Raw genomic sequence first — 25,625 nt, 5'->3', positions numbered from 1 at the left:
TCGCCGGATGACCACGTAGCCGCACGGCGGACATGGTCCAAGCATCGACTGGGCGGCTCGTCACTGAAGGGATCGCACCATGGCCACCCCACTCACCGACGCCCGCCTCCATCACCTGGCGAGCACTCTTCTCGCCGCCACCTCCCCCGGCGATCCGCCGATCGCCGTCGGGGTCTCGTGGTCCTCGGGTGAGGTGGAGCTCCACCTCCATGACCTCGCTGACGACGATCCCGCTGCCGAGCTGAGAGGCTTCCGAGCACCCGAGTCGTGGTGGGCGTTCGGCGTCATCGCACACGTGCGGACCCGCTGCCTCGACACCGGCGCGGTCCTCGCCGAACACCAGCCCTTCGTGCACCTGGTCGCTCGCTCCGGGGAACAGGTCACCTTGCTCGACAGCGGAGGGGTCGATCCCCTGCCCGTGAGCAGCGCCGGCGGACCGCACGGACGTCTGTCCGACGCCTGCTCCCGGGCGCTAGCCCTGCCGACACCGCCACCGCCGGCCGACCCCGGCCTACTGCTCGCAACCCTCTGGCTCGACGCGATCGCCCGGCGCGCTCAGGCCGAGCCGGGCGGCCCGCCCTCCTGGCCCGAGGTCGTCGCCCTGCTCCCCCTCAGCTCCTGCGTCGCGCACGGCGACCCGGCCGAGCCCGGGGACGTCGTCAGCGCACTCGGCCCAGTGTTCGCCCGCACCTGGCCGTGGGACCGGCTGCGGTCGTCGTGTGCTGAGGGCACGGGTCCGCTCGGCGCGATCGACGCCACCATCGCGGCGTGGGCAGACGAAGGCACCTTCGCCCGGCTCGCTCTGGAACCGTTCCCCGACCTGCCCGACCTGGTCGCCCTGCTCGACGCGCTGCTGGCACCACCGGTCGCCCGGCGCATCCACGAGACGCTCACCGCCTGGGGGCTGTCCCAGTTGCCGGATCCGGATGGCCTCGGCGGCGGCGGCGGCCACGGTACGGTGGTGAGGCCACACCACTCCGCTGTCGGCGACACGATGGGGCCACATCTCGGGACGTACGCCCCTGGAGCCGACCGCAACCGGCTCGGAGGATGAGCCCACCATGAGCGAGGTCGTCTTCGAGGGGATCACCAAGCGCTTCGGCGAGGTCACCGCCGTCGACCGCCTCACCCTCGAAGTTCGCAACGAAGAGTTCATGGTGCTGCTCGGTCCGTCGGGCTGTGGCAAGACCACCGCCCTGCGCATGGTGGCCGGCCTCGAGACCATCACCGAGGGCACACTGCGCATCGGCGACCGGGTGGTCAACGACGTCGAGGCGAAAGACCGCAACGTCTCGATGGTGTTCCAGAGCTACGCGCTCTACCCGCACATGACGGTGGCGAGGAACATCGAGTCGCCGCTGGTGGCCCGGAAGTTCGCGGTCAACGGCGGCCCACCCCGCAAGCTGCACAAGGCCGAGCGCCAGGCGCGCATCGACGAGGCAGCCCGCACGCTCGGGCTCACCGAGCTGCTGGGCCGCAAGCCGGCCGCGCTGTCGGGCGGTCAGCGCCAGCGGGTGGCGCTGGCTCGAGCGATCGTGAGCCGGCCGGCCGCGTTCCTGATGGACGAACCGCTGTCGAACCTCGACGCGAAGCTGCGGGCCCAGACCCGCCTCGAGCTGGTCGACCTCCACGAGCGCCTCGCCACCACCTTCCTCTACGTCACCCACGACCAGGTCGAGGCCATGACCATGGCCACCCGCATCGCCATCCTCAACGACGGTCGGCTCCAGCAGGTCGGGCCACCGCAAGCGGTCTACGAGCGCCCGCACAACCTCTTCGTGGCCCGCTTCATCGGGAGTCCCCCGATGAACACCATCGAGGGCACGTTCGTCATCGACGCGGGCGAGGCGTTCGTCGATCTGGGTGCGGGCCGGTTCCGCGTCGCCGATGTGGGGGGCGAGCCGGTGGCCCACGACACCCGGGTGGTCGTCGGCGTGCGGCCCGAGCACCTGGTGATCGGCGGCGGTGCCGGCGCGGTCGAGGCCACCGTGGTGGCGGTGGAATGGCTGGGGCACGAGCGCCACGTGGTCTGCGAGCTCGCCGGCTCCCACGTCACCATCCGCGAACCCTCGGAGGGCGCGGGGCCGAAGGCCGGGGAACGGGTGCGACTCGGCGTCGAAGGTGCGAACGCGGTGCATCTCTTCGACCCCGCCACGACGGAGCGCCTCAATTGACCATCGAGGCCGAGCCGGTCGCGCGGCCTGCCCGGGGCAGTGTCGAGGCGGCACCGCCGCACGAGGTCCGCCACCTGACCCGCAAGGTGAAGGACAACCTCCTGGCCGTGGCGTTCCTGGCCCCCTCGGCAGTCATCTTCGGTTGGTTCTTCTTCTATCCCCTCTACCGCCTCTTCTACCTCGGGCTGCACCAGCAGAATCGCTTCGGCACCGCCGAGCGGTACGTGGGCTGGTCGCAGTTCTCCGACGTGCTCGGGGGCGACAACTTCCGGTCCGGGCTCGAGATCAGCGGCCGATACGTGCTCTACACCGTGCCCCTGGGCCTGGTGCTCGGGGTCCTGCTAGCGGTGGCGGCCAACCGGCACCTGCGGGGCATCAAGGTCTTCCAGACGATCTTCGCTTCGACCGTGGCCAGCTCCGTGGCCGTGGCCTCTGTCGTTTTCTTCGTGCTGATCAACCCGCAAGCGGGGTACTTCCGCGACGTCGGCTTCCTCAGCTTGTCCAACCCCGACACGGCGCTTCGAGGGGTCGCGCTGTCCTCGGTGTGGCAGAACCTCGGGTTGACGTTCATCATCGTGCTGGCCGGGTTGCAAGCCGTGCCCGAGGAGATCTACGAAGCCGCCACCCTCGACGGCTACGGGCCGGTGCGCCGCTTCTTCCGGGTGACCCTGCCGCTGATCTCGCCCACGCTGATGTTCCTGGTCGTGGTGCTGGTGATCTTCGCCTTCCAAGCCTTCGCCCAGATCGACATCCTCACCGCAGGCGGTCCGGCCGGCTCGACGGAGACGCTGGTGTTCAAGATCTTCAACAGCCAGCAGCCGCTCAGCCAGGGCGAGGGCGCAGTGATGGCGATCGGGCTGTTCGTGGTCACCCTGTTCGTGTCCCTGGCCCAGTTCCTCATCCTCGAGAAGCGGGTGCACTATGGGAGTTGACGCTAACCAAGCCACCTGGAAGAAGGCGCTGTGGTACGTCGTGCTCACGGCCCTGTCGGTGGTGGTGCTCTTCCCGGTGTGGATGACGCTGGTGCGGGCGCTGTCCACGCCTGCGGTCTACGTGCGCGAGGGGCTGCCGCTGTACCCGGTGGCCATCCAGTGGGACGTGTTCTCCCGGGCCTGGAGCCTCGGTGACCTCGGCGCCAAGATGCGGATCAGCGCCGTGGTGACCGCGATCATCGTCATCGCGCAGCTCGCCACGTCGGTCCTGGCCGCCTACGCGTTCTCGTTCCTCCGGTTCCCGTTGCGACGAGTGCTGTTCCTGGTGTTCATGGCCACCCTGATGCTGCCCATCGAGGTCACCCTCATCCCCAACGTGCAAACCATCCGTGGGCTGGGCTGGCTCAACTCCTATCCAGGTCTGGTTGCCCCGTTCCTCGCCACGGCCTTCGGCACCTTCCTCATCCGGCAAGGCTTCCTGGGGATCCCCCGCGACCTGCGCGACGCGGCCCAACTCGACGGCTATGGCCACTTCGCCTTCCTGTGGCGGGTGGCGATCCCGGTGACCCGGCCGGTGATCGCGTCGTTCGCGGTGATCTCGTTCCTCGCGGCGTGGAACCAGTACACCTGGCCCCGGGCGGTCGTCACCGAGGGCCGCTGGGAGACGATCCAGATCGGCTTGAAATCCCTGTCGGCCAGCACGGTCGAGCAGGGCAACGTCGGGCTCGCAGCCGCGATCCTCGCTGCATTGCCCGTCTTGGCGCTTCTCATCTTCCTGCAACGCCAACTCATCCGTGGCCTGACCGCCGGCGCGGTGAAGGGCTGAGGAGAGCACGACGAGGAGGTCCCATGCGCACCCGTCCACCCCGCCGGATCACCGCACTCGCCTCGCTGGCGGCGACGATGCTGGTGCTCGGCGCGTGCAGCAGCAACGGCGGCAGCGGCGGCTCGCCGGCCAGCCCGGGCGCGCAAGCCCGAGGTGAACTGCCCGACTGTCCGGTCGGCGCGCTCGACGGCGCGACCCAGCCGGTGGAGGTCGTGCTCTGGTACGCGCTCAGCGCCAAGACCGAAGCCACGCTGCAAGCCCAGGTCCAGGCGTACAACGGCTCCCAGTCCCGGGTGCGGGTACGAGCGGAGAACCAGGGGCCCTCCTACGAGGAGCTGCTCCGCAAGTTCGAAGCGACGCTGCCCACACCTCGGGACCTGCCAGACATCATCGTGAGCGAGGAGACCACGACCCGGTTCATGATCGACAGCGGCACGGTGCTCCCCGCCCAGTCGTGCCTCGATGCCGAGGGCCTCAGCACCGACCCGTTCGTGAAGCCCGCGGTCGACTACTTCTCGGTCGACGGCATCCTCTACCCGGCCTCGGCCAGCCTCTCGGACATCCTCACCTACTACAACAAGAACCACTTCCGCCGTGCCGGTCTCGACCCGGACAAGCCGCCGGCCACGCTGGCCGAGGTGCGGGAGTACGCCGAGAAGATCAAGGCGGCAGGCGTGGTCGACCGCCCGGTGGTCCTCAAGCTCGACTCGTGGTTCCTGGAGACCCAACTGACCGGGAGTGGCGTGCCGCTGGTCAACAACGACAACGGTCGTGGCGGCGGGGAGACGACGGAGGCCGCGTTCGCCGGTCCCGAGGCGCTCGCCGTGCTCCAATGGGTCAAGGACCTCAACGACGCCGGGCTCCTCCAGGGCGTGACCGCCACTCCCGGGCAGGTGAACCACTACCTGGCCATGGCTCAGCAGAACGGCTCGATCCTGGTCGAGACCTCCACGGCGGCCACGTCGGTGAAGGCGTTCCTAGGTGGCGACACCAGCGTTGCCGCCGGGGTCGACGCCGGCAACGTCGACCTGGCCGCACTCGACATCGGCGCCGGGCCGGTCTACGGCGTCGACGAGGCCGGCAAGGCGCAGGTCGGCGGCAATGCGTTCTTCATGCTCAAGACCTCCTCTCCCGCTGAGCAGGCCGGCGCCTGGGACTTCATGAAATGGTGGAACCAGCTCGACCAGCAGGTCATCTGGCACCTCGAGGGCTCGTACCTTCCGTGGCTGCGAGCCGCCGCCGACGATCCCCGGATCCGGGCCTTCTGGAGGGACGACCTGGCGGGCCGCTGGCTCGCCATCGCCTACGACGAGATGGTCACGGGGATCGACCCGGACTTTCCCGGCCCGCTCATCGGCCCCTACGACCGGTTCCGGGCGGCGATCCGCAAAGCCTTCGACTCGGTGGTGCTCTCGCGCACCGAACCCCAGACCGCGATGGACACCGCGGTGTCGGAGATCAACGCCGCCCTCGCGCAGTACAACGACACGGACTTCTGAGCACACCATGGCCCGCACCACCCGCAAACGGGCTCCCCTCCTCGTCGTTGCCTTGTTGCTCGCGTCCTGCGGGGGCGGGGGCGGCGGGGCTGAAGACAACGGCGCTGGCACGGACGGCGACGAGCGGGGCGCCACATCAACGCTCCCAGCCTGCCCGGTGGGCGCGCTCGACCAAGCCACCGAGCCGGTCGAAGTGGTGGTGTGGACCTTCCTGCAAGCCAAGACCGGCGAGACCCTGCGGGCCCTTGCCGACCGGTACAACGCTGCGCAGAGCAAGGTCCGGGTGCGCATCGAAAGCCAGGGAACCAACAACGACGAGGTATGGCGTAAGTACCAGGCGGGCATCGGTACTCGCGACCTACCCGCCATCGCCATCCTCGACGACACCGTCACCGTCGCCATCGCGGACAGTGGCACGGTGCTCCCCGCGCAGTCCTGCATCGACGCCACCGGCTACGACACCAGCGACTTCCTCGGAGCGGGCATCGACTACTACACGATCGACGGCGCGCTCTACCCCGCCTCGCTCAACCTCTCCAGTGCGCTGCTCTACTACAACCGCAACCACTTCCGGCGGGCGAACCTCGATGTGAACGACACTCCGGCCACGCTGGCCGAGCTCCGGGACACCGCGCGGCACATCAAGGACGCCGGGGTCGTCGCCACCCCGGTGGTGCTCAACCTCGGGCCACCCCTGATCGAGATGTGGCTGACCGGTGCCGGAGTGCCGATCGTCGACAACGACAACGGCCGGGGCGACGGCACCACCACCCGAGCAGCCTTCGACACCGACACCACGGTCGAGCTGTACACGTGGATCCGGGACATGGTGCGCGACGGCCTGCTCCGAGTGGTGCCCAACACCCCCGGCCAGATCGACCACTACCTCGCCATGGCCCAGCAGAACGCCTCGATGACCATCGAGACCTCCACCGCCGCCACCTCGATCGAGGCGTTCCTCAGCGGCGACCTGCGAGTCCCCGGGGGCGGCGATCCGGCGGACATCGACCTGCAGGCCCTCGACATCGGCGCCGCCGCCGTCCCGGGCATCCGCCAGCCCGGTCGCCTGCAGATGGGCGGGGGCGCCTGGTACATCACCAACACAACCGCACCGGCGGTGCAAGCCGCCGCCTGGGACTTCATCACCTTCGTCAACTCCGTGCCGAGCCAGGTTCGCTGGAACCTCGAGGGCGGCTACCTACCTTTCAACGTGGCCGCAACCCGCGACCCGGCGCTGATCGAGCGGTGGTCCACCACCCCCTCGGGCCGCTGGCTCGCCCTCGCGTACGACGAGCTGCTGAACGGGGTCGACCCGCGCTTCCCAGGTCCACTGATCGGTCCCTATGACGAGTTCCGAGCGGCGATCCGAAACTCGATCGATTCGGTGGTCTTCGCGGGCGCCGCGCCCGCGGACGCGGTCCGTGTCGCAGCATCAGCGACCACTACGGCCCTTGAGCGCTACCAGGAGGAGGGCTTCTGACATGAGCACGCCAAGACGGTGGATCGCGATCCTGGCGCTCGCGGCGCTGGTGGCGTCCGGGTGCGGCGGCGGCGGCGGCAACAACACCAGCCAGGGGTCCGCCAGCGACGGGCTGCCCCCCTGCCCGGTCGAGGCGCTCGACACGGCCACCGGCCCGGTCGAGGTGGTGGTGTGGCACACCCAGCAGGCCCGGCCCCTCGACGCGCTGCAGCAGCTCGTCCAGCGCTACAACACCTCGCAGAACAAGGTGCGGGTCCGGCTCGAGAACCAGGGCACGAGCTACGAGGAGATCCAGCGCAAGTTCGCCGCCGCGGTGCCGTCGCGCCAGCTCCCCGCGCTGATCATGGTCGACGACACCTTCACCCAGTCGATGGCCGACAGCGGCGTCGTGCTGCCAGCGCAGTCCTGCATCGATGCCGAGGGCTATGACACCGGCGGCTTCGTGGAGACGGCCAAGAGCTACTACACGATCGACGGCGTTCTCTGGCCGGCGTCGGCGAACCTCGGCAACGTCTTGTTCTTCTACAACCGCGACCATTTCCGGGCCGCGGGACTCGACCCGGACCGCACCCCCTCGACGCTGGCCGAGGTCCGCGAGTACGCGCAGAAGATCAAGGCCGCGGGGGTGGTCGACCGACCCCTGGTACACGAGTTCTCATCGTGGAAGACGGAGTTCTGGCTCACCGGAGCTCGTTCCGCCGTGGTCGACAACGACAACGGCCGCGGCGGGGGCGAGACCACCGCGGGCACCCTGGCCGGCAACCCGCAGGCCCTCGAGCTGTACACCTGGTTCCAGCAGATGAACGCCGACGGGCTGCTCAACCCGGTGCCGTCGGTCGCCGGCCAGATCGACCAGTACCTGGCGATGGCGAACCGCCAGGCGTCGATGATGGTGGAGAGCTCCTCCGCGGCCACCTCGGTGGAAGCATTCCTCGGCGGCAACCTCGATCCGTCCCGGATCGGCGCGGACGGGTTCGACCCCAGCCAGCTCAGCGGGCTGGACATCGGCGCGGGGGCACTCCCCGCACTCGATGCCGGTGCTGTCGGCAAGACCCAGATGGGTGGCGCGGCCTGGTACCTCATCGCCACCGTGCCCGATCCGGTCAAGGCGGCAGCGTGGGACTTCATGAAGTTCATGAACACCCCCGAGTCACAGGCCGTGATGCTCACCGCCGGGTCCTACCTGCCCTACGTGAAAGCCGCGAACGACCTCCCCGAGGTCCGCTCGTTCTACTCGGGCAGCCTGTCGGGGCGCTGGTTGAAGATCGCCAACGACGAGATCGCCGACATCGATCCCAGCTTCCCCGGGCCGCTGATCGGCCCGTACTACGAGTTCCGGGAAGCGGTCCGCAAGAGCCAGGACGCGCTCATCTTCGGCGGCCGTTCACCGCAGCAGTCGCTCGACCAGGCTCAGCAGGAGATCGACGCCGCGATCACCCGGTACAACGACACGGCCTTCTGACCACGACCTCCGGGTCCGCCTGCCGCAGCCGCCCCGCTAGATTCGCTCGACGTGCCCGACCCGCCGCCGGAACACCCGGCGCAGCCGGCCGACCCGACTCGGCGCAAGCTCCTGTTGGTGGGCGGGTTCGCGGCCGCGAACGTGGTGCTACTGCGAGGCTTGCCCGGGGGCGGGGGACCCGGCAGCGACCGGGTCCGGTTGGAGGTCACCGGGGAACACACACCGCCCGACCCCCCGGCGATCGACGGAGCCGACCCGCCGCCCCCACCGGGGCACACCTTCGCCCTCGTCATCTCCGGCGGGCGGGTGGTCGATCCCGCGAGTGGCTTCGACGCCGTGGCCGACGTCGGCATCGACGGCGACCGCATCCGAGCCATCTCCACCGAGCCACTGGTCGGCACCGAGGTACTCGACGCCACGGGGCTGGTGGTCGCACCGGGCTTCATCGACGTGTTGAGCTACGAGCCGAACCCGTACGGGGTCTGGAACAAGGTGGCCGACGGGGTGACCACCAACCTCGGCATGCACGGCATCAACAACACCGCGAAGGGCTTCTTCGAGTTCTACGGGAGGGACAGCCAGCGGCCCCCGGTGCACTACGGCGGCGCGTTCGACAACCCGCACATGCGTGACGTCGAAGCGAAGCTCCCCACGAAAGCGGCTACTCCGGCACAGATCCAGCTTCTGGAACGAGCGCTGGCGGAGGGCTTCGCCGACGGCTGGATCGGGCTCGACGTGGAGCCCGAGTACACTCCGTGGGTCACCACCGAGGAGATCGCCGCACTGGCGGGGGTGGCCGCGGAGCACGGCATGCCGGTGTTCTCCCACATCCGCTACTCCTGGCCCGGCACCCCCCAGGAGGGCAGCCTGGCGGCGATCGACGAGCTGCTGGCCGTCGCGGAGCGCACCGGCGCCGCGGTGCACGTCGACCACATCACGTCCATGACCACCCACGTCATGGAGGAAGCCCTGGCCCGCCTCGACGAGGCTCGCTCCCGAGGCGTCGACGTCTCCGCCTGCGTGTACCCCTACGACTTCTGGGCCACGACCCTCGCCTCCGCCCGGTTCGCGGACGGCTGGCAGGAGCGCTTCCGCATCAGCTACGGCGATCTCGAACTGCCCGGCACCGGTGAGCGCCTGACGGAGGACAGCTTCCGCCGCTACCGGGCGGAGAACAGGCTGGTGGCCGCGCACGCCATCCCCGAGTCGGACCTGCGCCTGGCGCTCGCCACCCCCTGGGTGATGATCGGCAGCGACGCGATCCTCGAGGAGGGCGACAACAACCATCCTCGCTGCTCGGGGGCCTTCAGCCGTACGCTCGGCCGCTACGCGCGCGACGAGGCTGTGCTCACCCTCACCGACGCCCTGGCCAAGATGACCATCCTCCCCGCTCGGCGACTCGAGACCCGTGTGCCGGCGATGCGGCGCAAGGGCCGGTTGCAGATCGGGGCGGATGCGGATGTCACGGTGTTCGATCCGGCCACCGTCGCCGACCGGGCGACCATCGACGATCCCGCGAAGCCCTCAGTGGGCATCGAGTACGTGATCGTCGCCGGTCAGGTGGTCAAGGACCGCGCAGGGCTCCGCAAGGATGTCCGCCCGGGCCGGCCGATCACCGCGCAGTCGACCTGAGCGGGCGGGACCGCTACGGGCGCCGGGCGGCGTTCACCCGGGGGTGATCAGGGAAGAGCAGCCGCGACAGCTCCTCGCTGTCGGTGCCGTCCGTGTGAGCGACCGTCTGGACCGCGGGCCACATCGACAGCAGGTCGCCGAGCTCCACCGGCTTGCTCGCCACGTCGGCGATCATGCCTGGCGCCGAGACGCGACCCTGGCACGACTCGAGGCCGGCACCTTGTTCCCGCTCCGCCGGCTCCGCGACCGGCACGGGGACGGCGAGTGGCCCGGTCGATCCCACTGGCTCGGTCGGCGAGCGGGGCGGGGCGAGGAACCCGTCATCGGGGGGTCCCGGCGTGAGGCGCCAACCGCGCCGGCGGGCGTGCCAACTGGCGATTCCCATCACAGCGACGATAGCAGTGACGCCTGCCACAGTCGCTGGGAGCAGGCCAGTGTGGTGATCCACCGCCGAGCCCACCGCCAGAAGCGTTCGAGGTCGATGCCGAGAGCACCCCGTACGGGATTCGAACCCGTGTTGCCGGCGTGAGAGGCCGGTGTCCTAGGCCGCTAGACGAACGGGGCGGGAACCGGCCCACTCTAGCGGTCGCCGGCGAGGGCCCCCAAAGCCCATCCACCCCCGGAGCCCCATCCGCCCATGTTCCGTTCATGGATCCGCGGCCTCCGACCGCGGATCCATGAACAGACGCGAGACGGGAGAAGCGAGGAGCCCCAGGCAGGTGACCTGGGGCTCCGCTCATCACCAGCTTGCTCGGGGGGGAGGACTCGAACCCCCAATGACAGGGCCAGAACCTGTTGTGTTGCCGATTACACCACCCCCGAAGGGCGAGCGGTCATCGTACCGGTTCCCGGTCGGTGGGCCGAATCCTCCGCGCCCGAGGCCGCACCCCGCCCCCATCACCCCAGGTTGGACAGCCGGCGGTACCCGATGAGCCGGCCGATCGACACCGCCACGGTCTCCCGGCCGAGGGCCGACATGGACGACGGTGAGGCGGTGGGCGACACCGCGGCCTCGAGGCCCACCTCGTGCGCGATCTGGCTGGCCCGCAGCGCGTGGTAGGGGTCGGTCACCACCAGCACCTCCGGCTCCAGCCCGGCGGAGCGGACGATCGCTGCGGAAGCCGACAGCTCCTGGTAGGAGTCCCGACCCTCGACCTCGACCTTCAACACCTCCTCGGGCACCCCCTTGCCCCGCAGGTAGTCGTAGCCGGCGAACCCCTGGGTGACCCGATCGCCCTGCTGCTTTCCCCCGGTGACGATGATGTGCCCGGCCAGACCCTGCTCCCACAGCTCGGCCGCATGGTCGAGCCGGGCTCGCAGCACCGGTGAGGGACGGCCGTCCCACTGCGCGGCACCCATCACGATGATGGCGCTCGATGGGCGCCGGTGGTCCTGGCGCGACGCCCACCACACCTGACCGAACGTCACCCCGACGTAGACCACGAGCGCGGCCAGCAGGCCGAGGGCGATGCGCACCGTCCAGCGCAGCACGGGCCGCACCCTGCTCAGAGCCGGTCGCGGGCCGCTCTCAGTCGGCGGAGGGTCTCGTCCCGTCCGAGCACCTCCAGGATGAGCCCGAGCGGGAGGCCCACCGTGCGCCCGGTGAGCGCCACCCGCACCGGGGCCTGCCACTGCTTCTTCGGCAAACCCAGCCGGCTGCCGTGATCCGCGATGGCGGCCATGAGTGCTTCCGCTTCCCAGGGCAGATCGGCGTACGCGCCGATGACGGCATCCAGCATTGCAGCCGCCTGCTCGGGGTTCTTCGCCATCGCCTTCTGCCAGGAGTCCTCGTCGAAGGGCGGGGTGTCCACGAACGCGAACGCCACATAGGACGGGACCTCGTCGAGCTTGGTGACCCGGGTCTGCACCTCGGGCGCCAGCCGCTCGAACACCGATGCGTCGAACCGCTCCGCGGGCCATGCCGCCCGCCCACCGGTGACCCAGTGGGTCGAGCGGTTGACGAACTCGGTGGTGGTCAACGCCCGGATGTACTCCCCGTTGAAGTGGTCGAGCTTCTTCAGGTCGAAGAAGGCGCTGGCCTTGTTCACGCTGGCCAGGTCGAACAGCTCGATGATCTCCACCATCGGGCGGATCTCGACCCCGTCGGGCGGGCCCCACCCGAGGGTGGCCAGGTAGTTCGCCATCGCCTCGGGGAGGTATCCCCGCTCGATGTAGTCACCCACCGAAACGTCGTCGCGACGCTTGGAGAGCTTCTGGCGGCGCTCGTTGACGATCAGCGGAAGATGGGCGAACACCGGCACCTCGCCGATACCGAGCGCCTGCCGCAGCAACAGCACCTTGGGGGTCACGTTGATCAGGTCCTCGCCCCGGATGACGTGGGTGATGCCCATCTCCGCGTCGTCGACCGCGTTGGCCACCAGGAACATCGGCACACCGTTGGAGCGCACGATCACGAAGTCCTCGAGATCGTGGTTCTCGAAAGAGATGTGCCCCCTGATCACGTCGTCGAAGGCGGTCGTTCCCTCGTCGGGGGTGCGGAACCGCACGACGTGCCGCGACCCCGGGCCCAGCCCGCGGTCGCGGCAGTGGCCGTCGTAGCCGGGCTTGCCACCGCGCGCCTCGGCTCTGGCCTTCACCTCCTCGGGTGTGCAGCTGCACCAGTACGCGTGGCCGCTCGCCAGCAGCTTCTCGGTGGCCTCCCGGTACAGCTCGGCCCGATCGGACTGGTGGACCGGCTCGCCGTCCCAGTCGATGCCGAGCCACTCCAGCGCCCGGTAGATGATCTCGATCAGCTCCCGCTTGCTGCGCTCCGCGTCGGTGTCCTCGATGCGCAGCTTCAGCTCACCACCTTGCTGGCGGGCGAACAGCCAGTTGAACAGCGCGGTGCGAGCGCCGCCGATGTGGAGGTAGCCGGTGGGCGCGGGCGCGAATCGGACACGGACGGGAGCACGGGTCACCCTGCCGATGCTACCGGCCACCCTCTCGGTACGATGAGCGGCCGTGCGCGAACCGACCCTGCGATCGAGGGCGCTCGCCGTGGCGATCGCGCTGCTGCTCGTCTCGGCCTGCAGCTCGTCCCGGGCCGCCGAGGAGCCCACCCCGCCCCCGCCCGAATCGTCGACGACCACCACCGCGCCGGCGCCCAGCTATCGCACCCAGACCGCCACCGCGCAGGTGCCCGAGCTGGAGGTCTTCGCCGACTGGCCCGGCGATCCGAGCGCTGCGCCCCCGCCACCGCCGCCGCCCGCCGTCGAGCCGGCCGGTGTGCGGCCCATTCCCCGTCCGGGCTTCAACTCTGCCGGCGCCCGCAAGACCGCGAGCGGGTGGGCGTTCACCAACCCCACCTTCTACGGCAACCCCCTCACCATGGTGGTCACCGAGAACCGCGGCGACTGGCTGAGGGTCATGATCCCGACCCGACCCAACGGGCAGCAGGGATGGGTCCGGGCCTCGGACGTCACCTTGGGCGAGCACGAGTTCCACGGCACCCTGACGCTGTCCGACTTCACCCTGAAGGTGTGGAACGGCGAGGAGCTGATCGCTCAGACCCAGGTGGTGATCGGGCGGGACACCAGCCCCACTCCGGTGGGGCGGGTGTACATCGGCGAGAAGATCCCCCAACGCAACGCCGGCGGTGCGTACGGCCCGTGGATCCTGGCCACCAACGCCTACTCCGAGCGGCTCGACCTCTTCGACGGTGGGCTGCCGGTGATCGCCTTCCACGGCACCAACCAACCCCAGCTGATCGGGTCGAAGGCATCGAACGGGTGTGTCCGCGTGCCGAACGACGTCATCGACCTGCTGGCGCAGGTGCTGCCCCCGGGCACGCCGATCGACATCATGGCGTGACCCGCAGCCGCCACGGTCAGGCCGCGTCCGCCTCGCCCGTCGGCCGGCGGCGCAGCAGCTTCTCCCGCCGGGGGTCGCTCTCGGCGATGCGCCGCAGCTCGTCGGGCGGCAGCAGCAGCGTGCTCGCCGGCACCACGTCGGCGACGCGCCGCCGTTCGCTGTAGTGGTGTGGCTGGGCGATGCCCTCGAAGTACCGCTTGCGTAGCCGCACCAGCTCGGGGTCGGCCTCCTCCAGGAACCCCCAGATGGTGAAGGCCACGGTGAGGTCGTGGATCACCGGTGCCCGGCCGAGCAGCGATGCCCGCTTGGTGGCGATCGCTACGCACCCGGCGATGGCGTCGGCTTCGTCCTCCCCGGGGGTGAGCACCAGCTTGCCCTCGAAGCGGCGGGCCAGCTTCAGGGCGTAGCCCTGATCGGGTCCCTGGTAGCCGAGGCGGGGGCCCTTCGGCTGGGGACCGTGGAGTTCGGCCGGGCGGTCGGCCAGCCACGGCTCGGCCCGCCACGGGGGCGACTCGTAGCTGCGGGGCTTCTCGTCCTTGCGCTTGGGCACGTACTCGGGGGCGGCCATGCACCGAGCCTAGGTCGGACACCCGGGCGCTCCCGAACCCGCCCTGGCGCGCTCGACCACCGCCTCCACGAGCACCGGCGCCACCGCCTCCAACCGGGCCCGCCGGGCCTGCAGCCGCTCCACCAGCGGATCCAGGCGTGCCTGCTCGAGAGCGAGGCGCGGCCGGCGGGCCAGGACCCACCGCAGCCGATGGGCCACACCCTCGGGTGTCGAGTACGAGTCGGTGAGCCGGCGGGAATCCCGCAGCCGGCGGAACAGATCCTCCCACCGATCGGGCTCGCCACCGGCTCCCGCCCCGAGACGCTCGGCGGCCAGCGCGTCGAGCGCCACCCCGACCGACTCGGCGACCGAGCGCTCCTCGAGCAGCAGCCCGTCGAGCAGCAACTCGAACCCGACGTGCGCGCACGCTCGGGCCGCGCCCCGGGGCAAGCCCGCCTCCTGCAACGCCTGCCGGTCGACAGTGACGGCGTGCACGAACCAGGGCTGGCCGTGGAAGGCGGCGTCGGTCAGATGGTGGAGTCGGACCCCCTCGGCCACCGCTGCCGGCAGGCCCGACCGGTCGGCGCGCAGCCCGGCCATCGACCCGAGATCCGGCAGCATGACTCCGAGGGCCACGTCGTGGGCGGGCCCCACCCCGGCGAGCCGCAGACCGACCACCAGGTGGCCGATGAGGTTCACGGCTCAGCGGCCACCGCTGATCAGCCGTCGTGGGCCCGGGTGTGCAGCAACCCGTACACGATCGAGTCCACCAGCGCCTGCCAGGACGCCTCGATGATGTTCTCCGACACGCCGACCGTGGTCCAGCTCTGATCGCCGTCGGTGGAGTCGATCAGCACCCGCACCACCGAGCCGGTGGCGGCCACGCCGTCGAGCACCCGGACCTTGAAGTCCGTGAGGTGGATGCGCTCGAGCGCCGGGTAGCGCCCGTCGAGCGCCTGGCGCAATGCCACGTCGAGGGCGTTGACCGGCCCGTTGCCCTCCCCCACCGCAGCGATGCGCTCGTCGCCCACCCACAGCTTGATGGTGGCCTCCACGCTGACCTCCACCCCACCTTCGGGCTTCGCGGGGCCTTCCCGGTGGTAGCTCGAGACCCGGTACGCCTCGACCCGGAAGAAGTCCTGCGTCCAGCCTGCGGCCCGCAGCATCAGCAGCTTCAGGGACGCGTCCGCGGCCTCGAACAGCCAGCCGCGTGACTCGAGCTGCTTGAGCTGGTCGCTGAGGACCGCCACCGCCTGATCGTCGAGCTCCACGCCCAACTCCTTGGCCTTGATGGCCATACCCGCCCGGCCGCCGAGGTCGGACACCAGCACCCGGGTGTGGTTGCCGACCAGCTCGGGGTCGACGTGCTCGTAGGTCGCCCCACCCGCCCGGCCCAGCGCGGAGGTGTGCAGGCCACCCTTGTGCGCGAACGCGGAGGCACCGACGAACGGGTCGGCCGGCTGCGGCGGCAGGTTCACCAGCTCCGCCACGTGATGGCTGACCAGTGTCAGTCGCTCGAGACGGCCCGGCGGCAACGTCTCGATACCCAGCTTGAGGGTGAGATCCGGGATGACCGTCATCAGGTTCGCGTTGCCCGTGCGCTCCCCGTAGCCGTTCACCGTGCCCTGCACCTGCACGGCTCCGCCGATGACCGCGGCGATCGAGTTCGCCACCGCGCAACCGCTGTCGTTCTGGGTGTGGATGCCGATCGGCACGTCCCCGAAGTGCGACACCACCTCGGCCGTCACCTGCTGGACCTCGTGCGGGAGCGACCCGCCATTCGTGTCGCACAGCACCAGGCAGTCGGCATCCGCGGTGGCGGCCGCCTCGAGCACCCGTAGCGCGTACTCGGGATTGTGCCGGTAGCCGTCGAAGAAGTGCTCGGCATCGAAGAAGACCCGCAGCCCCGCGGCCTTCAGGAACGCCACCGACTCGCGGACCATGGCCACGCCCTCGTCGAGGGTGGTTCGCAACGCCTCGGTGACGTGGAAGTCCCAGCTCTTGCCCACGATGCACACGGTCTCGGTGCCCGCCGCCACCAGGGCCTCGAGCGTCGGGTCCCGGTCGACCTTGCCCGCCGGCCGGCGGGTCGAGCCGAACGCCACCAACTCGGCGACCTCGAGGTGGAGCTCGGTCGGTGCCCGGCGGAAGAACTCGGCGTCCTTGGGGTTCGCCTGCGGGTAGCCGCCCTCGATCCAGCGCACCCCCAGCCAGTCGAGCTGCTCGGCGATGCGCAGCTTGTCCTCGACGGTGAGCGAGATGCCCTCGAACTGCGCGCCGTCCCGGAGGGTGGTGTCGAAGATGTCGACCTTGGTCGGGGTGCCGGGTGGCCGCCGTGCGTCGCCGTCTGCCGTGTCAGACATGTTCCAGCCAGTCCTTGTAGCGATCGACCTTGCCTCGCACCGTGCGGGCGTACTCGTCCGCGATGGCCGTGGTCATCGGCCCCGGGCAAGGGATCGGCCGGTCGTCCACGGAGTTCACCGCGCTCACCTCGGCTGCCGTGCCGCACACGAACAGCTCCTCGGCCACGTAGAGGTCGCTGCGGGAGACGTCGTCCACCCGGACCTCGAAGCCGAGGTCCGCGGCGATGGTCATGACCGAATCCTGGGTGATGCCCCGCAGGGCGCCCGCGGAGGTGGGCGGGGTGATGAGCACCCCACCTCGCCCGACGAAGATGTTCTCGCCGGTGCACTCGCTCACGAAGCCCAGCGGGTTCAGCATGATCGCCTCGTCGTAGCCGGCCTTCAGCGCCTCCACCTTGGCCAGTGACGAGTTGACGTAGTTGCCGGTGGTCTTGGCCAGCGGCGGCATCGAGTTGTGGTCGTGACGGGTCCACGACGAGACCTTCATCCGCACACCCTTGGTGACCGCGTCGTCGCCCAGGTAGGCGCCCCAGGGCCAGCAGGCGATCGCCACATCCACCGAACACGGCAGGGTGTTGAGACCCATCTCGCCGTAGCCGTAGAACGCGATCGGGCGGATGTAGCACGACGGCAGCCCGGACGCCCGGACGGTGAGCTTGGTGGCTTCGACCAGCTCATCGACCGAGTAGGGGAGCTGCATCATCATGATCTTGGCCGAGTCGTGGAGCCGCTCCATGTGCTCGGTCAGCCGGAACACCGCAGGGCCCCGGTCGGTCTCGTAAGCCCGGATGCCCTCGAACACCCCCATGCCGTAGTGCAGCGAGTGGGTCAGCACGTGGATGCGCGCCTCGTCCCAGGGGATGAGCGCGCCGTTGAACCAGATCTTGTCGGTGGGGGTGATGGGCATGGTGGGTCTCCCTGTTCAGACTCGGCTGGCGACCGCGTCGCCGATCTCCGAGGTGGACGCGTCGAGCGCCGAGACATCGGCGCAGGCTTTGCGGATCCGGGTCGCGGCGTCGGCCTCGCCCAGGAACTCGAGCATCATCGCCGCCGACAGGATGGCGGCGATGGGATTGGCCTTCTGCTGGCCGGCGATGTCGGGCGCGGAACCGTGTACGGGCTCGAACATCGACGGGCCGGTGCGATCGGGGTTGAGGTTGCCTGACGCGGCGAAGCCGATGCCACCCGACACCGCCCCACCCAGGTCGGTGAGGATGTCACCGAAGAGGTTGTCGGTGACGATCACGTCGTAGCGCTCCGGCGACTCGACGAAGTAGATGCAGGCCGCGTCCACGTGGTTGTAGGCCGTGGTGACCTCGGGGTGCTCGGCGGCCACTTCGTTGAAGGTGCGCTCCCACAGGTCGCCGGCGAAGGTGAGCACGTTGGTCTTGTGCACCAGGGTCAGGTGCTTGCGCTCCCGGGTGGCTGCCAGCTCGAACGCGTACCGCACACAGCGCTCCACCCCGAAGCGGGTGTTGACCGACCCCTGGGTGGCGATCTCGTGCGGGGTGCCCTTGCGCAGGAAGCCGCCCTCACCCGCGTAGGTGCCCTCGGTGTTCTCACGGATCACCACGAAATCGTGGGAGCCATCGGGCGCGGTGAACGGCCGCTGGTTCACGTAGAGATCGAGCTCGAAGCGCATCTTGAGCAGCAGCCCCCGCTCGATGACCCCGGGTGGCACGTCGGGGGTGCCCACCGCACCGAGCAACAGCGCGTCGAGGTCCCGCCACTCCTCGATCACCTCGTCGGGGAGGATGACGCCGTCGGTGAGGTAGCGGGCGCCACCCAGCTGGTAGTCGACCGTGTCGAGCTTGACCCCCGCGGCGGCGACGACCTTCAACGCCTCCGCGATCACTTCCGGCCCGATGCCGTCGCCGCCGATGACCCCGATGGTGTGGCTCACGAGTTCTCCTGCCGTCCGCTGCGATACGAATGCGATACGAAGTTGCCCCAGAACGAGAAAACCGCCCACCGAAGTGGACGGTCGACGCGCACACCGCGAGGCGGCGTGCGCTACTCGATGATGATTACGGCGTTCTGTCGGGCTGACACTGGGCACCAGTGTGCTGGGCGTCGGCACCATCGTCAACCCGGATGACCCCGTGACCCAACGCCGCGCGGGGTCGTTGCTAGGCTCGCTCGGTGGTCCACCGGCGGCGAGCCCCCATGCGAAGATGGTTCGGTCGGGCCGGTGCCGCCACCCTGGTGGCGGCGGCGCTCACCGTGGCCGGCTGCACGAACGACCCCGCGGAGCCCGTTGCCGCCCGCTCGCCGGCCACCACCGCGCCCACCCAGGGTGGGCTGCTCACGGTCGGCGACTGGCGCACCCCTGATGGCCGGTACGCCCGCACGATGCTGATCGGCGGGCGGGAGCTGGCGATCGAGGTGTCCGACTGGCCCTTCGGCACCACCCCCACCCCGGAGCAGAAAGCCGCCGCGGACGCATTCGTGGCCGAAACCCGGGCCGCCAACGCCCACCTGGTGAACGAGGCGGACGTCCTGGCCGCGGGCTACGTGCCCTGGGAGCAGCTCGGCCACCTGGTGAACGTGGCGTACGTCGAGGACGGGGCGGTGCTCGACCCGGCCAAGCCCGAGATGATCATGCTCGACCGGGAGGGCAAGGTGGCGGCGCTGATGTTCCTCGCCGCGGACAACACCGCCAAAGGGCCGCAGATCGGCGGGCCGGCCACCGTGTGGCACTTCCATCCCTGGCCGGACGGGCGCGAGCAGTGCATGTACCCGAACGGGCTGCTGCCCTACTACCCCGCCGACGGGGTGTGCCCCGACGGCTTCCTCATGACGGACCGGACCCCGGAGATGATCCACGTCTGGATGCGCGAGCACCCCGACGGGCCGTTCGCCACCGACATGGCGGTGATCGACCATGAGCACTGAGCACCGCTGGCGGTGATCGACCACGAGCACTTGGCGCCGCGGCCGGACGCGCCCGACCGGGTTCGCCGGGCGATCGCTACCATCTCCCTCGTGCCAGAGACGCATCACCTCTCGCAAGCCACCTTCGAGCGGCTCACCGCCGAGCTGGAGGAGCTGACCACCCACGGCCGTACCGAGATCGCCCGCAAGATCCAAGCGGCACGCGAGCTCGGCGACCTCTCCGAGAACGGCGACTACCACGCCGCCAAGGAGGAGCAAGGCAAGATGGAGGCCCGCATCCGCCACCTCCAGGCGCTGCTCGAACATGCCGAGATCGTGGAGGCAGGCGCATCGGACGTCGTGCGGGCCGGGTCGATCGTGTCGATCTGCTACGAGGGCGACGATGAGCCCGAGCGTTACCTCCTCGGGTCCATCGAGGAGCGCCACGACGAGGTCGAGCACGTCATCTCGCCGGGCTCGCCGCTCGGGCAGGCCCTCATCGGCGCCAGCGTCGGTGACGTGGTCGACTTCGAGGCACCCGGCGGGCGGCTCAAGGTCGAGGTCGTCGACATCGAGGGCTGACCCCCTCGACGGCCACGCCCCGAACCCGTGAGTCCGTTCCCTCCCGGCGACCTCCCCGGCGGCCGGTACATCGACCTCGAGGGCCGTGGCACCACGTTCTACCGGCGGGTCGAAGGGCCGGGGGGATCGCCCACGGTTCTGTTGCTCCACGGCTGGACGGCCACCTCCGCGCTGAACTGGTACTCGTCGTTCGGTCCCATCGGCGAGCGCTACGGCGTGGTGGCCATCGATCACCGGGGCCATGGCCACGGCATCCGTAGCGACGAGCCCTTCACCCTCGAGGACTGCGCCGACGACGCCGCCGCGCTGTTGAAGGCACTCGGGCTCGGGCCGGTGATCGCCGTCGGCTACTCGATGGGCGGGCCCATCGCCCAGCTCCTGTGGCGGCGGCACCGCGAGCTGGTGTCAGGCCTGGTGCTGTGTGCCACCGGGCGCAACTTCGTCGGAGTAGGTGCCGGGGACCGAGCGTTCCGCGGGGTGGTCACCGGGCTGTCTTTCGTGGCCCGGGCCGCGCCGGCCCGGCTGCACCGCCGGGTCACCGACCGGGTGCTCGTCAGCCGCTACGACGACTCCGAGCTCGGCCGCTGGGCGCGCCGGGAAGCTCGGCACAACAGCCTGCGCCACCTCGTGGAAGCGGGCCGGGCCATCGGGCAGTTCAGCTCCCGGGCGTGGATCGGTGAGGTCGACGTGCCCACGGCGGTGGTGCTCACCGAGCACGACCTGGTGGTGCCGCCAGTGCGCCAGCGCAAGCTCGCCGCCGCCATCCCCGGGGCCACGGTGCACCCGGTGGACGGTGGCCACGACGTGTGCGCCACCGCCCCGGAGCGCTTCGTCCCGGCCCTGCTCGACGCGCTCGACAGCGTGGCCGTCAGGCTGACAGGGAGGCGGCCGGGGGCCGCTCCGGCGCCGTCACCCGCACCGGGCGACCCAGCACCTCGGCCAGGAGAGGCGCCCGCTCGCCAGCGGTGAACAGCTCGAGCGTGAGGTCCGCCGAGTCTGTGGGCCGGGCCTCGATCACGATCTCGTCGCCATCCTCGCGGACCTCGACCGCCTCCACCAGGCCCGAGCGGGTCCGGTCCAGCGCGATGCCCACCCGACTGAGCGCCGCCGCCACCCGCACCAGCCCCTGGTCGCTGGGACGCAGCGCGGCGAACTCCCGGTGCTTGGCTTTGGGAGCGCTCTTGCGGTGGTAGCGGGCGATCAGGGCGATGAGCTCGATCTCATGGTCGGTGAACCCCGAGAGATGATCGGAGTTCCGGATGACGTAGTAGCTGTGTTTGTGGTGCCCGCTGTGGGAGACGAACAGGCCCACGTTGGCGAGCAGCGTGCCCGCCTCGAGCAGCTCACGGGCCGCGTCACCGAGCCCGTGCCAGCGGCGCGTCTGGTCGAACAGCGAGAGAGCCAGCCGCGCGGCGCGGCGGGAGTGCTCGGGGTCGTCGTCCATCAGCTCCAGGAGATGCATCACACTGCGGCGGCGGAGGTCTTGGAGGTGATGGAGGGCGCCGCCTCGCTCACGGGCCAGCGCGTCGAGCAGCACCCCTTCCCGCAGCGCGTAGTCGGAGACGGTCAACCGCTCGATGCCCAGTTCGCCGGTCACCTGCTCGAGGATGATGGCACCGGCGAGGAGGATGTCGGCTCGGGCCGGGTCCACGCCCGCCAGGCGGCGGCGCTGCCCGACCGTGTCGGCGGCGATGAGGGCTTCCACCGCGGCGACGACCTCGCTGCGCCCCAGCTCGAAGCCGTTGAAGGTCCTGGGGGCCGGCTCCCCGCGCGCCGCGTTGGCCATCGCCGCCACGGTCTGGATCGTCCCGGAACTGCCCACCGCGAGCTCGAAGCCCAGCCGCCTCACCTCCCGGGCCACGGGGACCAGGTTGGAGCGGACGTAGCGCCGGCAGGAGTCGACCGCGCCAGGGTGCAGGCGCTCGGTCCGGAAGAACCGCCGGGTCAGCCGGATCGCGCCCAGCTTCAGGCTGGCGGCCGTGAGCGTCTCGCCCCGCTCGCCGACCAGCACCTCGGTGCTGCCGCCGCCGATGTCGATCAGGACCAGCCGCCGGTCGTAGACGGCCAAGGCCTGCAGGACCCCCAGGTGGATGAGCCTCGCCTCCTCCACACCCGAGACGATCTCGACCTCGATGCCGGCCTCCTGCCGGGCCCGATCCAGGAAGACGTGCGCGTTGTGCGCCTCGCGCACCGCGCTGGTGGCCACCGCGTACACCTTCGCCCCGGAGATGTCGGCGATCCGACGGAAGCGGCGCAGCGTCTCGATGCCCCGCTCGATCGAGTCCGGCTGGAGCTGCTTCAGGTCCCCCGGCCCGGACCCGAGGCGCACCATCTCCTTCTCCCGGGCGACCACCTCGAACTGGGTGCCCTCCCCGAACCGGGCCACCACGAGGTGGATCGAGTTGGTTCCGATGTCGATGGCCGCCAGGTGCTGGGTCACCGTGCGCCAGGGTAGCTAGGCCAACCCGGCCGACCGCTCGATCCGCCTGGCGGCCGCGGCGACCGCGTCCCCGTACTTGCGACCCGGGCGGCGGGTGGTGCGCTCGATCGGGCCTGACACGCTCACCGCCGCGACCACCCGCCCGTCGAGATCGCGCACCGCCGCGCTCACCGAGGCCACGCCCGCCTCCCGCTCGCCGACGCTAGCCACCCAGGGCTTGGCACCTTCCCGTTCATCCGCGAGCACCCGCCCCGCGGACCCCACCCCGAGGGGGAGCGACGCCCCCATGGGGACGATGGTCCGCAACCCGTGGGGTGACTCGAGGGCCGCGATGCAGACCCGGCGGTCACCTTCCCGCACGTAGAGCTGCACGCTCTCACCGGTGCGATCCCGTAACTCGCTCAGCGCGGGGCCCGCCGCCCGAGCGAGGGGGATGGCTTCCGCCGCGGCCCGGCCGAGGGACACCAGGCGCACCCCGAGCGCGAACCGGCCCTCCTCGTCGCGTCGCACCAGCCCGTGCACCTCCAAGGCGACGGCGAGGCGGTGGGCGGTGGCGCGGGGCAGGCCGCTGGCCTCCACCAGGCCGGTGAGCGAGCGGGGGCCGCTCTCGAGGGCGGCGAGCACCGCCACCGCCTTGTCGATGACACCCACGCCGCTTAGACTGGCTTCCACATTACGAGATTAGCGTCTCATATCCTGAGATACTTGGAGATGTCCGGCAGCACGCCACCAGACATCCGAGCCCGGAGGGGAGCGCATGGCCACACCCCGCACGTTGAGCGACAAGATCTGGGACCAGCACGTGGTCCGCCGGGCCGAGGGGGAGCCCGACCTCCTCTACATCGACCTGCACCTGGTGCACGAAGTCACCTCTCCCCAAGCCTTCGACGGCCTGCGTCTGGCGGGCCGCCGGGTCCGCCGCCCCGACCTCACGGTGGCCACCGAGGACCACAACGTCCCCACCGCCGACATCGACCGGCCGATCGCCGACCCGGTGTCGCGCAAGCAGGTCGAGGTGCTTCGGGCCAACTGCGCCGAGTTCGGCATCACCGAGTACCCGATGGGCGACCCCGGCCAGGGCATCGTCCACGTCATCGGCCCCGAGCAGGGCCTCACGCAGCCGGGCATGACCATCGTCTGCGGGGACAGCCACACCTCGACCCACGGCGCCTTCGGAGCCCTGGCCTTCGGCATCGGCACCAGCGAGGTAGAGCACGTGCTGGCCACCCAGACCCTCCCCCAGCTCCGGCCGGGCACCATGAGCGTCACCGTCGACGGCGAGCTGCCCCCGGGGGTCACGGCCAAGGACATCATCCTGGCCATCATCGGGCGCATCGGCACCCACGGTGGCATCGGCTCGATCATCGAGTACCGCGGCTCGGCGATCCGGGGCCTGTCGATGGAGGGACGGATGACGGTGTGCAACATGTCGATCGAGGCCGGTGCCCGAGCGGGGCTGGTCGCCCCGGACGACACCACCTTCGCCTACCTCGAGGGCCGCCGGTTCGCCCCGCGGGGCAAGCAGTGGGAGGCCGCGCTCGACCACTGGCGCAGCCTGCCCACCGACGAGGGCGCGACGTTCGACAAGACCGTGGAGCTCGACGCCTCGTCGCTGGTGCCGTTCGTCTCGTGGGGCACCAACCCCTCGCAGGTGGTGGAGATCACGGCCACGGTGCCCGATCCCGACAGCTTCACCGAGCCCAGCCAGCGCGAAGCCGCCAACCGGGCCCTCGACTACATGGGGCTCACCCCGGGCACGCCCATGCGGGAGATCCCGGTCGACACGGTCTTCATCGGCTCGTGCACCAACAGCCGGATCGAGGACCTGCGCGCCGCGGCCGCGGTCGTGGAGGGGCGGCGGGTCCGGGACGGCCTGCGGGCCATGGTCGTGCCCGGGTCGTTCGCGGTGAAGCACCAGGCCGAGCGGGAGGGCCTGCACGAGATCTTCCGGGCCGCGGGATTCGACTGGCGCGAGCCCGGCTGCTCCATGTGCCTGGCGATGAACCCCGACAAGCTCGCGCCCGGCGAACGAGCCGCCTCCACCAGCAACCGCAACTTCGAAGGGCGGCAGGGTCGGGGCGGGCGGACCCATCTGGTGTCCCCGGCGGTCGCGGCGGCCACGGCGATCGCCGGCACCATCGCCACCCCGGACGACCTGGACTGAGCCGAGAACCGGACCGAAAGGAACGCACCGATGGAACCCGTCACCGTCGTCACCGGCACCGCGGTGCCACTTGATCGCTCCGACGTCGACACCGATCAGATCATCCCGAGCGACTGGCTCAAGCGGGTGGAGCGCACCGGTTTCGGCGCCGGCCTGTTCTCCGAGTGGCGCGACGACCCGGATTTCGTGTTGAACCAACCGCACCACGCGGGGGCCAGCATCCTGCTGGCCGGCCCCAACTTCGGCACCGGCTCCTCCCGGGAGCACGCGGTGTGGGCGATCATGGACTACGGCTTCCGGGCCGTGGTCTCCCCCCGCTTCGCCGATATCTTCCGCAACAACTGCACCAAGAACGGCCTCGTCCCCGTGCAGGTCGACGCGGAGGTGGCCGACCAGCTGATGCGGGCCGTGCAGGCCGACCCCGCGCTGGAGATCACCATCGACGTCGCTGCCAGGACCATCGCCGCTCCCGAGGCCGGCATCGAGGCCACCTTTCCCCTCGACCACGCCACCCGGGACCGCTTCCTGCGAGGCCTCGACGACATCGGGATCACCCTCCAGCACGAGGCGGACATCGCGGCCTTCGAAGCCGCACGCCCGAGCTGGCTCCCGTCCGTCGCCGGCCGGTGAGGCCGGCAGGAGCTAGCTCGTCCTGTCCGGGGGTTGAGTTGACACCGCCCTCGTTGGTGTGGGGGTGGTGATGGACCCGTGGTTCGTTCCACTGACCCAGAGGAGTCCATCACCATGACCCCGACAGAGATCATCTATCAGCGGCGCCGGCGTGTGCTCGAGCTGGCTGAGGAGCTCGGTAACGTGTCCGAGGCGTGCCGGATGGTGGGT

Annotated in this window: 24 protein-coding genes and 2 tRNA genes; 14 read left to right on the top strand and 12 right to left on the bottom strand. The window is 70.4% G+C overall.

From position 1 onward, the window contains the following. Positions 1-79 precede the first annotated feature (79 nt). Genes HZF19_RS08765 through HZF19_RS08730 form a run of 8 tightly spaced genes read left to right on the top strand, consistent with a single transcriptional unit; the run spans position 80 to position 10,005 of the window. Positions 80-1,054, top strand: a complete 975-nt coding sequence (locus tag HZF19_RS08765) for a hypothetical protein (RefSeq protein WP_208028391.1) — start codon at positions 80-82, stop codon at positions 1,052-1,054. 7 nt (positions 1,055-1,061) lie between these two features. Then, complete coding sequence (locus tag HZF19_RS08760) at positions 1,062-2,174, top strand: ABC transporter ATP-binding protein (protein WP_208028390.1); 1,113 nt, start codon at positions 1,062-1,064, stop codon at positions 2,172-2,174. Then, positions 2,171-3,106, top strand: a complete 936-nt coding sequence (locus HZF19_RS08755; RefSeq protein ID WP_208028389.1) for a carbohydrate ABC transporter permease — start codon at positions 2,171-2,173, stop codon at positions 3,104-3,106. The genes HZF19_RS08760 and HZF19_RS08755 overlap by 4 nt, the downstream gene beginning before the upstream one ends. Continuing rightward, positions 3,096-3,932 carry a carbohydrate ABC transporter permease gene (locus HZF19_RS08750; protein ID WP_208028388.1) on the top strand — a complete coding sequence of 279 codons (837 nt, stop codon included), beginning with the start codon at positions 3,096-3,098 and terminating at the stop codon, positions 3,930-3,932. Before HZF19_RS08755 ends, HZF19_RS08750 begins: the two co-directional genes overlap by 11 nt. 23 nt (positions 3,933-3,955) lie before the next feature. Continuing rightward, a complete protein-coding gene (locus HZF19_RS08745; protein ID WP_208028387.1) occupies positions 3,956-5,431 on the top strand; it encodes an extracellular solute-binding protein in 1,476 nt (491 codons plus the stop codon). Positions 5,432-5,438: 7 nt separating this feature from the next. Next, a complete protein-coding gene (locus HZF19_RS08740; RefSeq protein WP_208028386.1) occupies positions 5,439-6,911 on the top strand; it encodes an extracellular solute-binding protein in 1,473 nt (490 codons plus the stop codon). Position 6,912: 1 nt separating this feature from the next. Next, a complete protein-coding gene (locus HZF19_RS08735) occupies positions 6,913-8,373 on the top strand; it encodes an extracellular solute-binding protein (RefSeq protein WP_208028385.1) in 1,461 nt (486 codons plus the stop codon). Positions 8,374-8,424: 51 nt separating this feature from the next. Next, positions 8,425-10,005, top strand: coding sequence for an amidohydrolase family protein (locus tag HZF19_RS08730; RefSeq protein WP_208028384.1), 1,581 nt, complete (start codon positions 8,425-8,427; stop codon positions 10,003-10,005). Between the two features lie 13 nt (positions 10,006-10,018). On the opposite strand, the gene HZF19_RS08725 is transcribed toward HZF19_RS08730, so the two are convergent. The 5 genes from HZF19_RS08725 to gltX all read right to left on the bottom strand — a co-directional run bounded on the left by HZF19_RS08725 (position 10,019) and on the right by gltX (position 12,923). After that, positions 10,019-10,390 carry a hypothetical protein gene (locus HZF19_RS08725; protein WP_208028383.1) on the bottom strand — a complete coding sequence of 124 codons (372 nt, stop codon included), beginning with the start codon at positions 10,388-10,390 and terminating at the stop codon, positions 10,019-10,021. Positions 10,391-10,496: 106 nt separating this feature from the next. Continuing rightward, positions 10,497-10,569 (bottom strand) — tRNA-Glu (locus tag HZF19_RS08720). Between the two features lie 186 nt (positions 10,570-10,755). After that, positions 10,756-10,827 (bottom strand) — tRNA-Gln (locus HZF19_RS08715). 75 nt (positions 10,828-10,902) lie between these two features. Next, on the bottom strand, positions 10,903-11,496 hold the full coding sequence (locus tag HZF19_RS08710) for a YdcF family protein (protein WP_208028382.1): 594 nt from the start codon (positions 11,494-11,496) through the stop codon (positions 10,903-10,905). Between the two features lie 14 nt (positions 11,497-11,510). Further along, complete coding sequence (gltX, locus tag HZF19_RS08705) at positions 11,511-12,923, bottom strand: glutamate--tRNA ligase (protein ID WP_208028381.1); 1,413 nt, start codon at positions 12,921-12,923, stop codon at positions 11,511-11,513. A 43-nt stretch (positions 12,924-12,966) separates the two neighbouring features. Here gltX and HZF19_RS17120 point away from each other — a divergent pair, with 43 nt between their 5' ends. Next, a complete protein-coding gene (locus HZF19_RS17120) occupies positions 12,967-13,815 on the top strand; it encodes a L,D-transpeptidase (RefSeq protein WP_208028380.1) in 849 nt (282 codons plus the stop codon). A 16-nt stretch (positions 13,816-13,831) separates the two neighbouring features. Here HZF19_RS17120 and HZF19_RS08695 read toward each other — a convergent pair whose 3' ends face one another. From HZF19_RS08695 to HZF19_RS08675, 5 genes are read right to left on the bottom strand one after another with little or no spacing between them, the layout of a single operon-like run. After that, positions 13,832-14,383, bottom strand: coding sequence for a hypothetical protein (locus HZF19_RS08695; RefSeq protein WP_208028379.1), 552 nt, complete (start codon positions 14,381-14,383; stop codon positions 13,832-13,834). A 9-nt stretch (positions 14,384-14,392) separates the two neighbouring features. Next, on the bottom strand, positions 14,393-15,061 hold the full coding sequence (locus HZF19_RS08690; protein WP_208028378.1) for a hypothetical protein: 669 nt from the start codon (positions 15,059-15,061) through the stop codon (positions 14,393-14,395). 20 nt (positions 15,062-15,081) lie between these two features. Then, positions 15,082-16,725 carry a citramalate synthase gene (gene cimA / locus HZF19_RS08685; protein WP_208028377.1) on the bottom strand — a complete coding sequence of 548 codons (1,644 nt, stop codon included), beginning with the start codon at positions 16,723-16,725 and terminating at the stop codon, positions 15,082-15,084. Next, positions 16,718-17,632 carry a branched-chain amino acid transaminase gene (locus tag HZF19_RS08680; protein ID WP_208028376.1) on the bottom strand — a complete coding sequence of 305 codons (915 nt, stop codon included), beginning with the start codon at positions 17,630-17,632 and terminating at the stop codon, positions 16,718-16,720. Before HZF19_RS08680 ends, cimA begins: the two co-directional genes overlap by 8 nt. 15 nt (positions 17,633-17,647) lie before the next feature. After that, positions 17,648-18,628, bottom strand: coding sequence for a 3-isopropylmalate dehydrogenase (locus tag HZF19_RS08675; protein WP_208028375.1), 981 nt, complete (start codon positions 18,626-18,628; stop codon positions 17,648-17,650). A gap of 263 nt (positions 18,629-18,891) precedes the next feature. Here HZF19_RS08675 and HZF19_RS08670 point away from each other — a divergent pair, with 263 nt between their 5' ends. The 3 genes from HZF19_RS08670 to HZF19_RS08660 all read left to right on the top strand — a co-directional run bounded on the left by HZF19_RS08670 (position 18,892) and on the right by HZF19_RS08660 (position 21,150). After that, complete coding sequence (locus HZF19_RS08670; protein ID WP_208028374.1) at positions 18,892-19,620, top strand: hypothetical protein; 729 nt, start codon at positions 18,892-18,894, stop codon at positions 19,618-19,620. 90 nt (positions 19,621-19,710) lie between these two features. Further along, positions 19,711-20,181, top strand: a complete 471-nt coding sequence (locus tag HZF19_RS08665) for a GreA/GreB family elongation factor (protein ID WP_208028373.1) — start codon at positions 19,711-19,713, stop codon at positions 20,179-20,181. Between the two features lie 27 nt (positions 20,182-20,208). Next, positions 20,209-21,150, top strand: a complete 942-nt coding sequence (locus HZF19_RS08660) for an alpha/beta fold hydrolase (protein WP_208028372.1) — start codon at positions 20,209-20,211, stop codon at positions 21,148-21,150. Here the strand turns inward: HZF19_RS08660 and HZF19_RS08655 are convergent. Continuing rightward, positions 21,050-22,621 carry a Ppx/GppA phosphatase family protein gene (locus tag HZF19_RS08655; RefSeq protein ID WP_208028371.1) on the bottom strand — a complete coding sequence of 524 codons (1,572 nt, stop codon included), beginning with the start codon at positions 22,619-22,621 and terminating at the stop codon, positions 21,050-21,052. The genes HZF19_RS08660 and HZF19_RS08655 overlap by 101 nt on opposite strands. 15 nt (positions 22,622-22,636) lie before the next feature. Then, positions 22,637-23,272, bottom strand: a complete 636-nt coding sequence (locus tag HZF19_RS08650; protein ID WP_307781177.1) for an IclR family transcriptional regulator — start codon at positions 23,270-23,272, stop codon at positions 22,637-22,639. A gap of 106 nt (positions 23,273-23,378) precedes the next feature. Between HZF19_RS08650 and leuC the strand changes: the two genes are divergently transcribed. Beyond that, entirely contained in the window at positions 23,379-24,785 is a 1,407-nt protein-coding gene (leuC, locus tag HZF19_RS08645) for a 3-isopropylmalate dehydratase large subunit (protein ID WP_208028369.1), read from the top strand. Between the two features lie 30 nt (positions 24,786-24,815). Continuing rightward, entirely contained in the window at positions 24,816-25,415 is a 600-nt protein-coding gene (gene leuD / locus HZF19_RS08640; protein WP_208028368.1) for a 3-isopropylmalate dehydratase small subunit, read from the top strand. Positions 25,416-25,625: the final 210 nt, after the last annotated feature.

The organism is Rhabdothermincola sediminis, from assembly GCF_014805525.1.
Classification (GTDB): Bacteria; Actinomycetota; Acidimicrobiia; order Acidimicrobiales; family Acidimicrobilacustridaceae; genus Rhabdothermincola; species Rhabdothermincola sediminis.
Note: the sequence above shows the minus strand (reverse complement) of the source record. Positions and strands in the feature narration are given on the sequence as shown.